The sequence below is a fragment of the Streptomyces sp. DH41 genome, assembly GCF_029813785.1.
Lineage (GTDB): Bacteria > Actinomycetota > Actinomycetes > Streptomycetales > Streptomycetaceae > Streptomyces.
Window position 1 is genome coordinate 87,685 of record NZ_JARVKY010000001.1, and the last position, 13,886, is coordinate 101,570.

General features: G+C 74.3%; 10 protein-coding genes and 1 pseudogene. 4 read left to right on the forward strand and 7 right to left on the reverse strand.

Features of this window, described 5'->3' with window-relative positions; all coding sequences use genetic code 11:
- Nucleotides 1-4 precede the first annotated feature (4 nt).
- From QC283_RS00395 to QC283_RS00415, 5 genes and pseudogenes are all read right to left on the reverse strand, one after another.
- Nucleotides 5-1,281: pseudogene (locus QC283_RS00395) on the reverse strand (RNA polymerase sigma factor).
- 405 nt (nt 1,282-1,686) lie between these two features.
- A complete protein-coding gene (gene dnaG, locus QC283_RS00400) occupies nt 1,687-3,621 on the reverse strand; it encodes a DNA primase (protein ID WP_279559255.1) in 1,935 nt (644 codons plus the stop codon).
- A 103-nt stretch (nt 3,622-3,724) separates the two neighbouring features.
- Nucleotides 3,725-4,990, reverse strand: a complete 1,266-nt coding sequence (locus QC283_RS00405; RefSeq protein ID WP_279559256.1) for an NAD(P)/FAD-dependent oxidoreductase — start codon at nt 4,988-4,990, stop codon at nt 3,725-3,727.
- Nucleotides 4,991-5,133: 143 nt separating this feature from the next.
- Nucleotides 5,134-6,408, reverse strand: coding sequence for a deoxyguanosinetriphosphate triphosphohydrolase (locus QC283_RS00410; protein WP_279559257.1), 1,275 nt, complete (start codon nt 6,406-6,408; stop codon nt 5,134-5,136).
- Between the two features lie 570 nt (nt 6,409-6,978).
- Entirely contained in the window at nt 6,979-7,878 is a 900-nt protein-coding gene (locus QC283_RS00415) for a sirohydrochlorin chelatase (RefSeq protein WP_443032528.1), read from the reverse strand.
- A gap of 173 nt (nt 7,879-8,051) precedes the next feature.
- Between QC283_RS00415 and QC283_RS00420 the strand changes: the two genes are divergently transcribed.
- Nucleotides 8,052-8,738: a SanA/YdcF family protein gene (locus QC283_RS00420; protein WP_279559259.1), complete on the forward strand. Its 687-nt coding sequence runs from the start codon at nt 8,052-8,054 to the stop codon at nt 8,736-8,738.
- 118 nt (nt 8,739-8,856) lie between these two features.
- Entirely contained in the window at nt 8,857-10,962 is a 2,106-nt protein-coding gene (locus QC283_RS00425) for a molybdopterin oxidoreductase family protein (RefSeq protein ID WP_279559752.1), read from the forward strand.
- 322 nt (nt 10,963-11,284) lie between these two features.
- Here QC283_RS00425 and QC283_RS00430 read toward each other — a convergent pair whose 3' ends face one another.
- Nucleotides 11,285-11,872 carry an NADPH-dependent FMN reductase gene (locus QC283_RS00430; protein WP_279559260.1) on the reverse strand — a complete coding sequence of 196 codons (588 nt, stop codon included), beginning with the start codon at nt 11,870-11,872 and terminating at the stop codon, nt 11,285-11,287.
- A gap of 302 nt (nt 11,873-12,174) precedes the next feature.
- On the opposite strand from QC283_RS00430, the gene QC283_RS00435 reads away from it, so the two are divergent.
- Entirely contained in the window at nt 12,175-12,723 is a 549-nt protein-coding gene (locus tag QC283_RS00435; protein ID WP_279559261.1) for a hypothetical protein, read from the forward strand.
- Nucleotides 12,724-12,844: 121 nt separating this feature from the next.
- Nucleotides 12,845-13,465 carry a class F sortase gene (locus QC283_RS00440; RefSeq protein ID WP_279559262.1) on the forward strand — a complete coding sequence of 207 codons (621 nt, stop codon included), beginning with the start codon at nt 12,845-12,847 and terminating at the stop codon, nt 13,463-13,465.
- Here QC283_RS00440 and QC283_RS00445 read toward each other — a convergent pair.
- Nucleotides 13,403-13,792 (reverse strand): winged helix-turn-helix transcriptional regulator, encoded by a 390-nt coding sequence (locus QC283_RS00445; protein WP_279559263.1) that lies wholly within the window; start codon nt 13,790-13,792, stop codon nt 13,403-13,405. The two genes, QC283_RS00440 and QC283_RS00445, sit on opposite strands and share 63 nt — an antisense overlap.
- Between the last annotated feature and the right edge of the window lie 94 nt (nt 13,793-13,886).

Genomic DNA, 13,886 nt, shown 5'->3' on the forward strand with positions numbered 1-13,886 from the left:
GGTCTCAGTCCAGGTAGCCCCTCAGCTGGTCCGCGAAGGTGTGGTCGCGGAGTTTGTTGAGGGTCTTGGACTCGATCTGGCGGATCCGCTCGCGGGTCACGCCGAAGATGCGGCCTATCTCCTCCAGCGTGCGGGGGCGGCCGTCGACCAGGCCGTAGCGGAGCTGGACGACCTTGCGCTCGCGTTCGCCGAGGGTGGAGAGCACCGCCTCCAGGTGCTGGCGCAGCAGCAGGAACGCGGCCGACTCGACGGGGCTGGCGGCGTCGCCGTCCTCGATCAGGTCACCGAGGGCGACGTCGTCCTCCTCGCCGACCGGTGCGTGCAGGGAGACCGGCTCCTGGGCGAGGCGCAGCACCTCGCCGACCCGCTCGGGGGCCAGCTCCAGGTGGGCGGCGACCTCCTGCGAGGTCGGCTCGTAGCCGCGTTCCTGGAGCATGCGGCGCTGGACGCGGACGACCCGGTTGATCAGCTCGACGACGTGGACGGGGACGCGGATGGTGCGTGCCTGGTCGGCCAGCGCCCGGGACATGGCCTGGCGGATCCACCAGGTGGCGTAGGTGGAGAACTTGTAGCCGCGGGCGTAGTCGAACTTCTCCACGGCCCGGATCAGGCCCAGGTTCCCCTCCTGGACCAGGTCGAGCATGGTCAGTCCGCGTCCGACGTAGCGCTTGGCCACGGACACGACGAGCCGCAGGTTCGCCTCGATCAGGCGGCGCTTGGCCAGGCGGCCCAGGACGACGAGCCGGTCGAGGTCCAGGGCGAGCCGGCTGTCCAGGTCGACGGCGAGCCGCAGCTTCTCCTCGGCGAACAGCCCGGCCTCCACGCGCCGGGCGAGGTCGACCTCCTCGGCCGCGGTGAGCAGCGGGATCCGGCCGATCTCCCGCAGGTACTGGCGGAACAGGTCGGAGGAGGGCCCGCCGGTCTCCGTGCGGGTGGGCCGCGGCGGCTCGGGGACCTCGGCCTCGGGGGCGTCGGCCGGTTCCTCGGGGTGGCCGGCCGCCTCGGGGGTGTCCGCCTCGGTGTCCGCTTCGAGGACGGCGGTTTCGGTGTCCGCTTCGGGGGCGTCCGCCGCGGGCGGCTCGTCCGGCCGGTTCTCGGGGTGGTGCACGGCACGGTGCTGGGCGGGCATCGCGACGAGGACGCCGCTCTCCGCGCTCGGCTCCGCGCCGTCGGTACTGGTGTCGGTCTGGGTGAGGGTCCGGGTCTGCACGGGGGCGACCTCCAGGATGGACGCGGCCGGCGGGGGCCGGCGGCGGTACTTCGGGGGCGGAGCCGGCTCACTCGCCGCTGTCCGCCCCCTACGCGTGGAACGCGACCGGGGGGACCGGCAACCCGCCGGGACGGGCCGGCCGCGCTCCGAGGACTCAGGCACCGGACCCCAGTGTGGGGTACGACACATCGCCGCCACGAGGGGCGTGCGGTGACTTTTTGCGTCCGGCCGTGACCACGCGGTTACCCGCGGTCGGTTCCAGGGGGTGGCGTTCGGATCAGGCCGGCTCCGGGCAACGGTGCCTTGCGACTGACCCGAGCGGGGTCTGGTGCGTGCAGCTGCAAGGCGGAGGAGGACGACAGGGCGGAGCCCTGGCAACCGACGACAACGCGGCTGGGGGCACCGCCCACGCCCTTCAGGCAGTGGGGGAGTGCGTGTCAGACCCCGCGACCCCGGCAAGATCCGAACGGCACCCCCTAGAGCGCGGCGGCGCCCTGTACGCGCAGGGTCTGGTCGTACTGCTGGAGGACCCACAGCTCGTTCTGTACGGCGGCCAGTTCGGCGGGGTCGCCGTGGCCGGTCAGGCGGGTGAGGCGGCCGGTGATGTCGCGGATGCGGCGCTCTACGGCCCGGCGCCGGACGGTGACCAGCTGGGCGCCCGCGTAGACGTCGTCGACGCCCTTCACGCCCCGGTGCAGCATGATCGCCTCGACCGCGAGCTCGGTGACCGTGGCGCGGACGGCGTCGTCCGGGGCGGCCTCGCGGACGCGGACCAGGTAGCCCTGCGGGTCCTCGACGCCGGACTCGGCGCCGCCCGCTTCCAGGATCGCCTCGCGGACGGCGGCGTAGGGCGGGGCGGTGAACTCGTCGACGCCGTACGCGTCGAAGGCCGGGGAGACCAGCTCGGGGCGCTGGAGGGCGAGCTTGAGCAGCTCGCGTTCGGTGGCGAAGACGGGGTTGCGGAGATTCAGCGCGGGGCCGCCGCGCGGACCCTGCCCGGCGGGGCCGGCGTACTGCTGCGGGGCGCCGCCGCTGCCGCGCTGGGGCCGGTCGGGGGCGGGGCCCTTGCCGCCGCGGTCGCGGGCCCAGCGGGCCAGCTGGGCGATCCGCTTGACCACGAACTGCGTGTCGAGGATGCCGAGCATGCCGGCGAGCTGCACGGCGACCTCGTGCTGGGCGCCGCTGTTCTTGATGCGGGCGACGACGGGGGCGGCCTCGTCCAGCGCGGAGGCGCGGCCGGCCGGGGTGTCCAGGTCGTAGCGGGAAACGATCTGGCGGAGCGCGAACTCGAAGAGCGGGGTGCGCGGCTCGACCAGGTCGGCGACCGCGTCGTCGCCCTTGGCCAGACGCAGGTCGCAGGGGTCCATGCCGTCGGGGGCGATGGCGATGTAGGTCTCGGCGGCGAACTTCTGGTCGTCCTCGAAGGCGCGCAGGGCCGCCTTCTGGCCGGCAGCGTCGCCGTCGAAGGTGAAGATGACGCGGGCCGAGCCGTTGTCCATCAGCAGGCGGCGGAGGATCTTGATGTGGTCGCCGCCGAAGGCGGTGCCGCAGGTCGCGATGGCGGTGGTGACGCCGGCGAGGTGGCAGGCCATGACGTCGGTGTAGCCCTCGACGACCACGGCCCGGGACGCCTTCGCGATGTCCTTCTTGGCGAGGTCGATGCCGTACAGGACCTGGGACTTCTTGTAGATCGCGGTGTCGGGGGTGTTCAGGTACTTCGGGCCGTTGTCCGCCTCGTAGAGCTTGCGGGCGCCGAAGCCGACGACGTCGCCGCCGATGTCGCGGATGGGCCACATCAGCCGGCCGCGGAAGCGGTCGATGGGGCCGCGGCGGCCCTCCTGGGCCAGGCCGGACAGGAGCAGCTCCTTGTCGCTGAAGCCCTTGCCGCGCAGGAAGCGGGTGAGGTGGTCCCAGCCCTGGGGGCTGTAGCCGACGGAGAAGTGCTCGGCGGCGGCCTGGTCGAAGCCGCGGTCGGCGAGGAAGGCGCGGCCGGTGTCGGCCTCGGGGCCGGTCGCGAGCTGCTCCGCGTACCACTGGGCGGCGATCTTGTGGGCCTCGACCAGGCGGATGCGTTCGCCGCGCTGGTGGGAGGGGTTGTACCCGCCCTCCTCGTAGCGCAGGGTGATGCCGGCCTGGCCGGCCAGGCGCTCGACCGCCTCCGAGAAGGTGAGGTGGTCGATCTTCATCACGAACGTGAGGGTGTCGCCGCCCTCCTGGCAGCCGAAGCAGTGGAAGAACCCCTTGCTCGGGCTGACCTGGAAGGACGGGGACTTCTCGTCGTGGAAGGGGCACAGGCCCTTCAGGTTGCCGCCGCCCGCGTTCCTCAGCTGGAGGTACTCGGACACCACGGCGTCGATCGGGACCGCGTCCCGTACCGCCTTCACGTCCTCGTCGTTGATCCGTCCAGCCACCCCTGAAGTCTACGGGGCGGCGGTGACATGCTCGGGCGCGGTGACCTGCCCCCGGACGGGTGCCGGACCGCCCCCGGCAGCGGCGGCCCGGAGCGGCCGGCGGCTATGCGACGAGGCTTTCCAGGGATACGTGCGGGTTCGCCAGGGCCTCGGTGTCCACCGGGGCCTTCGAGCGGATCAGCTGCTGGATCGGCTCCGTGACGTCCCACACGTTCACGTTCATCCCGGCCAGCACCCGGCCCTCCTGCACCCAGAAGGCGATGAACTCCCGCTTCGCGGCGTCCCCGCGGATCACCACCTGGTCGTACGACCCCTGCGGCGCCCAGCCGGAGTACTCCATGCCCAGGTCGTACTGGTCGGTGAAGAAGTAGGGCACGCGGTCGTGGGCGGAGCCCTTGCCGAGCATCGCGCGGGCGGCCGCCGGCCCGCCGTTCAGCGCGCCCGCCCAGTGCTCGACGCGCAGGCGGGTGTCGAAGAGGGCGTGGTGGAAGGAGGCCACGTCGCCGGCCGCGTAGATGTCGGGGTCGGAGGTGCGCAGGTTCGCGTCGACCACGATGCCGCCGCCGTCGGCGCGGTCGGCGATCTCCAGGCCCGCGGCCTGGGCGAGCGCGGTGCGCGGGGCGGCGCCGATCGCGGCGAGCACGTCGTGGGCGGGGTGCTCCTCGCCGTCGTCGGTGCGGGCGGCCAGCACCATGCCGTCCTGGCCGATGATCTCGGTCAGCCGCACGCCGAAGCGGAAGCGGACGCCGTGCGCCTCGTGCAGCTCGGCGAAGACGGCGCCCAGCTCGGGGCCGAGGGCGCTGTGCAGCGGGGTCGGGCCGGGCTCGACGACGGTGACCTCGGCGCCGTACTCGCGGGCCGCCGCCGCGACCTCCAGGCCGATCCAGCCGGCCCCGGCGATCAGGAGGTGGCCGTTGTCCCGGCCGAGGGAGGTGAGGACGTTCTTGAGGCGTTCGGCGTGGGCGAGGCGGCGCAGGTGGTGGACGCCCGCGAGGCCGGTGCCGGGGACGTCGAGACGGCGGGGCTCGGCACCGGTCGCGATGAGCAGCTTGTCGTACCCGGCGCGGGTGCCGTCGTCGCCGTAGTGGACGGTCTTGGCGGCGGGGTCGATCGCGACGACGGTCTGGCCGAGGTGCAGTTCGATGTCGTGCCGCGCGTACCAGCCGGGTTCGTGCACGAAGACGCTGTCGCGTTCCTCCTTGCCGAGGAGGTAGCCCTTGGACAGCGGCGGGCGCTCGTAGGGGTGGTCGCGTTCGTCGCAGATGAGGATCACCCGGCCGGTGAAGCCCTCCGTGCGGAGCGTCTCGGCCGCCTTCGCGCCGGCCAGGCCGCCTCCGACGATGACGAATGTCTGATCCGCGTCGACCACTTGTCTGCCTCCTCGTCAGGGTGCCGCCACATGCGAGCGTCCCGCACGTGACGCGGTGCGGGAAGAGGGAGTGGCCCGATCAGGCCACGGCGGGCCGTGCTCCGGGCCTTGGTGCCTGGCGGGTCACGCCTGCCCCGACACTCTCATGGATGCCCCGTCAGCCGGGCGTGAAGCGAGCGGGCCGAGGCGTCGGTGAGGGAGGCGATCTGGTCGACGATCACCCGTTTGCGGGCGCGGTCGTCGGCGGCCGAGTCGAACAGGGCGCGGAACTGGGGGTCGAGGCCGTCGGGGGCGCGGGCGGTGAGCGCCTCGGCCAGTTCGGCGACGACGATCCGCTGGTCGGCGCGGAGCCGCTCCTGCTCGGTGCGCTGCATGACGTACCGGACGGCGACCGCCTTGAGGACGGCGCACTCCAGGCGGGTCGCGCGCGGTACGACCAGTTCGGCGGTGTACCGGGTGCGCCGGCCGTCCCCGTACGCGGCCCGGGTGGCGGTCTCGGCGGCGAGGCAGAAGCGGCCGATGAGCTGGCTGGTGGCGTCCTTCAGCCGGGCCTGGGCGACGGCCGAGCCGTCGTAGCCGTGCGGCCACCAGTCCTGGGCGAGGAGGCGGTCGAGGGCGGCGGCGAGTTCGGCGTGGTCGGTGCCGGCCGGGACGTAGCGGCCGACGGCGACCTCGAAGACGGCGTCGCGCTCGGGGTCGGCGAGCAGGCAGTTCGGGTCGATGTGGCCGGCGTGCAGGCCGTCCTCGACGTCGTGCACGGAGTACGCCACGTCGTCGGCCCAGTCCATGACCTGGGCCTCGAAGCAGGTGCGGGCGCCGGGCGCGTCCTTGCGGAGCCATTCGAAGACGGGCCGGTCGTCGTCGTACACGCCGAACTTGGGCGAGGCCGGGTCGGTGGGGTGGGCGCCGCGGGGCCACGGGTACTTGGTGGCGGCGTCGAGGGTGGCGCGGGTGAGGTTGAGGCCGACGGAGCCGTCCTCGGTGAACCGCTTGGGCTCGATGCGGGTGAGGAGTCTCAGTGACTGGGCGTTTCCCTCGAAGCCGCCGCAGTCCTCGGCGAACTCGTTCAGCGCCTGTTCGCCGTTGTGGCCGAAGGGCGGATGCCCCAGGTCGTGGGCGAGGCAGGCGGCCTCGACGAGGTCGGGGTCGCAGCCGAGGGCGGCGCCGAGTTCGCGGCCGACCTGGGCGCATTCCAGGGAGTGCGTGAGGCGGGTGCGGGGGCTGGCGTCCCAGACCGGGCTGCGCTCCCCCGGCGTGACGACCTGGGTCTTGCCGGCGAGGCGGCGCAGGGCCGAGGAGTGCAGGATGCGGGCGCGGTCGCGCTGGAAGGCGGTACGGCCCGGGCGTTTGTCCGGCTCCGGGGCGTAGCGGGCGACCGACGTCGGGTCGTACGGGGGCGGGGGTTCGGTGCCTTCCATGATCCCGTGCCGTGCCTCGCCTTCCCTGTCATGAACCTCGACGTGGTCCCCCGTACAGCAGCGGGTCCGGTGGTTCCGCGTGTCGCGTATCGGCCCGTCCACTCTCTCACGGGCGCGGGGGCCCGCCGTGGCAGACTGCGCGGCATGGAAGACATACGTCTGCCCCACTCCGGCCGGGGGAACGGCACCGTTCCCGTCAGCCACGCTCCGGACGGCGCGGCGACCGTCGTGGAGATCAAGGGCGGGCTCCTGTCCTCCTTCCACGTCTACGGGCTGATCGACACGCCCGGCCGGCTGGAGCAGGGCCGCATGCTCCTGAGTCCGACCCACGCCTTCGGTGTCCACCGGGTACGGGCCGTCGTCCCCAGGGAGTACACCCACCTCGCGGTGAAGAGGGGGTCCACCGGTTCGGCGTTCCCCAGCTGGAGGATCGGGTTCCGCGACTCCGGCTCACTGCCGGGGCTGGTGACGGGTGCCGAGGGCGGCCACCCGGACGTCCTGCGGTACACCGGCGGGCGCACGACGCTGACGCTGGAGGTGGACAAGGGGGTCGCGGTCCTCACCCACCGTTCACCCGAAGGCGGGGACGGGACGGTGCTGCGGCGGTGCGACGGGCCCTTCCGCGGCGCTGTGGAAGTGCCGGGTCCCGGTCTGATCGAGGTGGACTGCCTGGCCCGCTGGTCGGTCGCTCTGGGCTAGGGGCCCGTCGTCGGGCAGCGTGCCCGGTCTCTCCGTCCGGGCCCCCACCGCCTCGTCGTAGCGGCGCAGGAGCAGGCGGGCCATCGCCGGGTGGACGCCCAGGGGGGCCGACGCGATCCACGGGGCCGCCGCCGCGCACTGGGTCGCGAAGCGGCCCGGGGCCGTGAAGTACGAGGCGACGGCCACCCGCCGGTGGCCGCGGGCCGTCAGCGCGCGTACCGCCTCCGGGACCGTGGGAGCCGCCGCCGAGGCGTACGCGGGCACGACCGGGACGCCGAGACGGCCGGCCAGAAGGGCCGCGGCGCGGGCGGTGTCCGTCCTGGACTCGGGGTCGCGGGAGCCCGCGGAGGCGAGGACGACGGCGCCGCCCCGGGGGGCGCGGGCGGGCCAGCCGGCTTCGAGGAGACGGTCGTGCAGGGCGTCGGCGAGCAGCGGGTGCGGGCCGAGCGGGGCGGCCACGCGGGTGCGGGCCGGTGCCGCCGCTGCCATCTCGGGGATGTCCTGCTTGACGTGGTAGCCGCGGCTCAGCAGGAGCGGGACCAGGACGGCGTCCCCGTCTTCGAGGGCGGCGAGCGTGCCCGGCAGCCGGGGCTCGTTCAGCTCGATGTGTCCGAGGCGCACGGGCAGGGCGGGGCGCAGGGCGCGGACCCGGGCCAGGAGGGCGCCCACGGTGATCGGCGCGCGCGAGTCGCGGCTGCCGTGGGCGACGACGACCAGGGCGGGGGTACCGCCCGGGTGGTTCGCCGTGCTCGTCCTGCCCGTCACTGTCATCGCCGTCATGCACCGATGGTGGGGGCGGGACGTTGCCTTTCCGTTGCGTCGGTGTCACAGGGATTTTCCGTCGGTCCGCGGGCCGCCGGGTCCCTCCGTGTGAGCGGGCGGCGAACCGGACGGCGCCCGGGTACGTCCCTGAGAGCAGAACCGACCGGGGAGGGGACCGTCCGATGCGCCGCCCGAGACTTCGCAGACCGCGCCTGCCGCGCACCCGTGACGGGCGGCGGCGGCTGGTCCAGGCGGTGATGGCCGGGTGCGTGCTCGCGCTGTTGCCGAGCACGTGGATGTACGTGGTGACGGGTGACCGGCTGCGCACCACGGCCGACGTACCCCGTACCGAGGTCGCGGTCGTCTTCGGCGCCGGACTGTGGGAGGGCGAGCCGTCGCCGTACCTCGCGCACCGCCTGGACGCGGCGGCAGAGCTCTATCGCGCGGGCAGGATCGAGGTGGTCCTCGTCACCGGCGACAACAGCCGTGAGGAGTACGACGAGCCGGACGCCATGCGGGCCTACCTGGTCCGGCACGGGGTGCCCGACGGGCGGATCGTCAGCGACTACGCGGGTTTCGACACCTGGGACTCCTGCGTCCGCGCGAAGAAGATCTTCGGCGTGGACCGGGCGGTTCTGATCAGTCAGGGCTTCCACATCCGGCGGGCGGTGGCGCTGTGCCAGGAGGCGGGGGTGGCGTCGTACGGCGTCGGGGTCGACGACGTACACGATGTGACCTGGTACTACGGGGGTGCTCGGGAGATCCTCGCGGCGGGGAAGGCGGCGCTGGACGCGGTGTTCGAGCCGGACCCGCACTTCCTCGGACCGAAGGAGCCGGGGGTGGCGCGGGCGCTCGCCGACGCGGGGTGACGCGTCCCTCACCGTGGCCGCGGGCCGGCGGGGAGGTCACCGTCCCGGCGGCGTAACAAAGCGCCGCCCGGTCGCGTAACACGGGCGGCGCACGCTGGGCGGCATGCAGAACACCGGCATGCGGACCGCCGCCACGCCCACGCCCACCCACTGCCCGTACTGCGCCCTGCAGTGCGGGATGAACCTGACGCCCGCCGCCGACGGGACCGTCGAGGTGTCCGAGCGCGCCGACTTCCCGGTGAACCGGGGCGCGCTGTGCGGCAAGGGGCGTACGGCGCCGGCGGTGCTCGCGTCGAGCGCCCGGCTGACCACGCCGCTGGTGCGTTCCGCCGAGGGCCCGCTGGTGCCGGCCTCGTGGGACGATGCGCTGGACCGGATCGCCGGGAACCTGGCCCGCACCCGGGCGGAGCACGGCGCGGACGCGCTCGGGGTGTTCGGCGGGGGCGGACTGACCAACGAGAAGGCGTACACGCTGGGCAAGTTCGCCCGGGTGGTGCTGGGCACCTCGCAGATCGACTACAACGGGCGGTTCTGCATGTCGTCGGCGGCGGCGGCCGGCGTCAGGGCGTTCGGCCTCGACCGGGGGCTGCCGTTCCCGCTGGAGGACATCCCGAGGACCGGGTGCGTGATCCTCGTCGGGTCGAACCCGGCGGAGACGATGCCGCCGTCCCTGCGCTACTTCACCGAGCTGCGCGAGAACGGCGGCACCCTGATCGTCGTCGACCCGCGTCGCACGAAGACCGCCGAACAGGCCGACCTGCACCTGGCGCCGAGGCCGGGCACCGACCTCGCCCTCGCCCTGGGCATGCTGCACCTGGTCGTCGCCGAGGGGCGGGTGGACGAGCGGTACGTCGAGGAGCGCACGGCCGGCTGGGAGGACGCGCGGGCGGCGGCGATGGGGCACTGGCCGGAGTACGTGGAGCGGATCACCGGGGTGTCCGTTCCCGAACTGCGGGAGGCGGTGCGGATGTTCTGCGCGCCCGAGGCCGCGATGGTACTGACCGCGCGCGGGCCCGAGCAGCAGGCCAAGGGCACGGACACGGTGGGCGCGTGGATCAACCTGTGCCTGGCGACCGGGCGGGCCGGCCGCCCCCGGTCGGGGTACGGCTGTCTGACCGGGCAGGGCAACGGGCAGGGCGGACGCGAACACGGGCAGAAGGCCGACCAGTTGCCCGGCTACCGCAAGCTGACCGACCCGGCGGCGCGGCGGCACGTCGCCGAGGTGTGGGGCGTGGACCCTGACTCGCTGCCGGGGCCGGGGCGCAGCGCCTACGAGCTGCTGGACGCGCTGGGCACGGACATCAGGTCGCTGCTGCTGATGGGCTCCAACCCGGTGGTGTCGGCGCCCCGCGCGGCCCACGTCGAGGAACGGCTGCGGTCGCTGGACTTCCTCGCCGTGTGCGACGTGGTGCTCTCCGAGACGGCGGCGCTGGCGGACGTGGTGCTGCCGGTGACGCAGTGGGCCGAGGAGTCGGGCACCACGACCAGCCTGGAGGGGCGGGTGCTGCTGCGGCGGCGCGCGATCACCCCGCCGGACGGGGTCCGCAGCGACCTGGAGGTGCTGCACGGGCTGGCCGGCCGGCTGGGCGTGGAGAAGGGCTTCCCCACCGAACCGGAGCAGGTCTTCGAGGAGCTGCGCCGGGCGAGCGCGGGAGGCCCGGCGGACTACTCGGGGATCGACTACCGGCGGCTGGCCGAGGAGGGCGGGGTGTTCTGGCCGTGTCCGGCGCCGGAGGAGGCCGCCGGGACGCGAGGGGACCGGCATCCGGGCACTCCTCGCCTCTTCCTCGACCGTTTCGCCACCGACGACGGCCGGGCCAGGTTCGCGCCCGTCTCGCACCGGCCGAGCGCCGAGGAGCCGGACGACGAGTATCCGGTGCTGTTGACCACCGGGCGGGTGGTGGCGCAGTACCAGTCGGGCGCGCAGACCCGGCGGGTGGACGAGCTGAACGCCGCCGCGCCCGGCCCCTTCGTGGAGCTCCACCCTCGGCTGGCGGCGCGGCTGGGGGTGGCCGAGGGCGATCGGGTGACCGTCGTCTCCCGGCGCGGCCGGGCCGCGGCACCGGCCCGCGTCACCGCCGGCATCCGCCCCGACACCGTGTTCATGCCCTTCCACTGGCCGGGCGAGGGCCGCGCCAACACCCTGACCAACCCGGCCCTCGACCCGACGTCGCGGATGCCGGAGTTCAAGGTGTGCGCGGTGCGGGTGGAGAGGGCGGTCTGACGCCCGGCCGGGCGTCGCGGTGTCCTGGCCGACTGCCGGGCGCCGGCGTCGCGTCGGCCGGGTTGGCCGCCGGGCGCGGGCGTCGCGGTGTCCTGGCCGACTGCCGGGCGTCGGCGTCGCGTCGGCCGGGTTGGCCGCCGGGCGCGGGCGTCGCGTCGACCGGGCCGGCCGCCGGGCGCGGGCGTCGCGTCGACCGGGCCGGCCGCCGGGCGCGGGCGTCGCGTCGGCCGGGCCGGCCGCCGGGCGCGGGCGTCGTAGCGGCCGGGGCCCCACTGCCGGACGCGGGCGTCGCGGCCTCCGCGCCGCCCGCCCGGCGTGGGCGTCACGCGCCGTCGTACGGCCGCCGCTCCTTCGCCTCCCGCAGGGCCCGCCCCCACCACACCAGCTGGTCGAGCATCGTCTTCGCCGCCGCGTCCGGTCCCGACGGGTCCCTGAGCCCGCCCTCGTCGTCGAACGAGGCGCCCGCGTTGTGGAAGGAGACGGTGTCGCGGACGGTGACGGCGTGCAGTTCGGCGAAGACCTGGCGCAGGTGCTCCGAGGCGCGCAGGCCGCCGGCCAGACCGCCGTAGGAGACGAGACCGACGGGCTTGGCCCGCCACTCGGTGAAGTGCCAGTCGATGACGTTCTTCAGGCCAGCCGGGAAGGAGTGGTTGTACTCGGGGGTGAGTACGACGAACGCGTCCGCGCCCGCCAGTTTCGGGGTGATCTCCGCCAGCGCGGCCGTCGCCTCCGGGGTCGGGGCGAAGGTCGTGGGCAGGTCGGTCCCGGCGACGTCCAGCACCTCCGGGTCGAGGTCGGGGTGGGCCCGGAGATGGTCCAGGAGCCAGTCGGCGACGACGGGGCCGAAGCGGCCGTGGCGGTTGCTGCCGACGATCAGGGTCACACGCAGTGGAGCGGTCGTTGTGTTCATGCGGCACAGCCTGGTACCTCAAGTTTGGTTGAGGTCAAGCGCGACGCCGGCGGGCCCGTTCGGAGGCACCGCCTCACCCGTTCACCCCCGCGCCCCGCGGTCTTCGGGATCTTTTCCAAGGACGTCCGCCGCACGCCGGTGACCTGCCGAAACGCTGTCCCGCGTGGACCCGCCGAGCGCGCTCCCGACACCCGTTCATCCCAGTCGCGGCGCGTTCTCGGGGAGCGGGCCGCGTCCGGTGCGACTTACCTCGGTAGGGCAAGGGGCCACCGAAGAGGTCAGAAGAGGTCAAAGGAGCACCGATGCGACGTACCGCCCGTCTGCTGACCGGTACCGCGCTCGCCGTCGCGGCCGTCGGCCTCGCCGCCCAGGCGCCCGCGCACGCCGGGCCCGTGTACGCCGGGGAGGGTGAGGTGAGCGGCGGTCTGACGGTGCGCCCGTCCTCCGTCGTGCCGGGCGAGCGGGCCGTGGTGAACACGACGGCGTGCGGCCAGGGCGGCTCGGCGGCGGGCGACGCCAGCGCGGTGGGCGCCGGTACGTTCCCGCTGGCCCCGGGCACCGAGGAGGGCGAGGCGGTCGGCCGCTTCGAGGTGCCGCCGAGCGCGCAGCCGGGGACGTACGAGATCGTCGCGACCTGTGGTGGGAGCGGCCTGCGGGTGACGGGCGACCTGGTGGTCACGCTGACCTCCGCCCGTGAGCAGGTGTACCCCAAGGGAAGCGTGAAGACGGGGGTCGGCGGCGCTCTTGGCCCCGATCCCGTGCAGACCGCGGCGGGTGTGGCGGCTCTGGCCGTCGCCGCCGCGGGCGGTACCTGGCTCCTGCATCGCCGGGCGAGAGGCGACGGGATCTGACGGGCACCCTCCGCTGCCCGTTCGCCGGTACCGCACTTCCCCACCCCCTCCGGGTCCGACGCCCCTCGCGGCCCGGAGGGGGCAGGGGGCCTTTCAGAGGGACGGAGAGAAGGGGGACATCATGCGCAGGGTCGGCAACACCGCGATAGCCGCCGTCACCGCGGTCGCCCTCTGCTCCGGGACCTGGCTGCTCGTCGGCGGCGCCCGCACCGAGGCCCCGCCGCAGCCCTCCGCCGCGCAGGCCCGCACGGGGCGGGCCGGCGAGGCCGCCGCCGCACCGGCGCTGCCGCCCTCCCCGCCCGACCGTGTCCGCATCCCGGCGATCGGCGTGGACGCCCCGATGACGGGCCTCGGCCTGACGCCGTCCGGCAGCCTCGACGTGCCGCCCGCCGAGCGGGAGAACCTCGCCGGCTGGTACGAGGCCGGCACCACCCCCGGTGAGACGGGCACCGCGATCGTCGCCGGGCACGTGGACAACGCCGAGGGCCCCGCCGTCTTCTACCGGCTCGGCGCCCTGGAGAAGGGCGCCACGATCGAGGTCGACCGGCGCGACGGCGGCGTCGCGGTGTTCACCGTGGACGCGGTGGAGGTGTACGCCGCGAAGGACTTCCCGGACGAGCGGGTGTACGGCGCGGCGAACCGGCCCGAGCTGCGCGTCATCACCTGCGGCGGCGACTACTCACGCGGTACCGGATACCAGGGGAACGTGGTCGTCTTCGCGCACCTCACCGGCAGCCGGTGAGCCGTTCGGCACGTTCGCCCTGCCCCACGCGCCGAGCGGCGCCAGCGCCTCGTTGAGGGCGACGCCCCGCGCGGTCAGCGAGTACTCCACGCGCGGTGGCACCTCGCGGTACTCCTCGCGGTGCACGATGCCGTCGGCCTCCAGCTCCCGCAGCTGCGCGGCGAGCACCTTCTCCGTCACCCCGGGCAACTCCCGGCGCAGGGCGCCGAACCGGTGCACCCCTTCGCCGAGCGCCCACAGGATCAGCACCTTCCACTTGCCGCCGATCACGTCCATCGCCGCGTCGACCCCGCAGACGTACGCCCCCGGCCGCCGTACCGTACCCATGCCCGTCACCCCGTCCCCCACCCGCTGCCTGCTCCCTTTCCCCAGGGTAACCACCCACTCTCAAGTACGTACTTGAGCGGCCGTCGTTCCCGGC

Bases quoted from the DNA above. Each gene is read 5' to 3' on its own strand.
- QC283_RS00435 (WP_279559261.1), top strand. From the start codon at position 12,175: ATGCGACGTACCGCCCGTCTGCTGACCGGTACCGCGCTCGCCGTCGCG.
- QC283_RS00410 (WP_279559257.1), bottom strand. From the start codon at position 6,408: ATGGAAGGCACCGAACCCCCGCCCCCGTACGACCCGACGTCGGTCGCC.
- QC283_RS00415 (WP_443032528.1), bottom strand. From the start codon at position 7,878: ATGACAGTGACGGGCAGGACGAGCACGGCGAACCACCCGGGCGGTACC.
- QC283_RS00430 (WP_279559260.1), bottom strand. From the start codon at position 11,872: ATGAACACAACGACCGCTCCACTGCGTGTGACCCTGATCGTCGGCAGC.
- QC283_RS00440 (WP_279559262.1), top strand. From the start codon at position 12,845: ATGCGCAGGGTCGGCAACACCGCGATAGCCGCCGTCACCGCGGTCGCC.
- QC283_RS00420 (WP_279559259.1), top strand. From the start codon at position 8,052: ATGCGCCGCCCGAGACTTCGCAGACCGCGCCTGCCGCGCACCCGTGAC.
- QC283_RS00445 (WP_279559263.1), bottom strand. From the start codon at position 13,792: ATGGGTACGGTACGGCGGCCGGGGGCGTACGTCTGCGGGGTCGACGCG.
- QC283_RS00425 (WP_279559752.1), top strand. From the start codon at position 8,857: ATGCGGACCGCCGCCACGCCCACGCCCACCCACTGCCCGTACTGCGCC.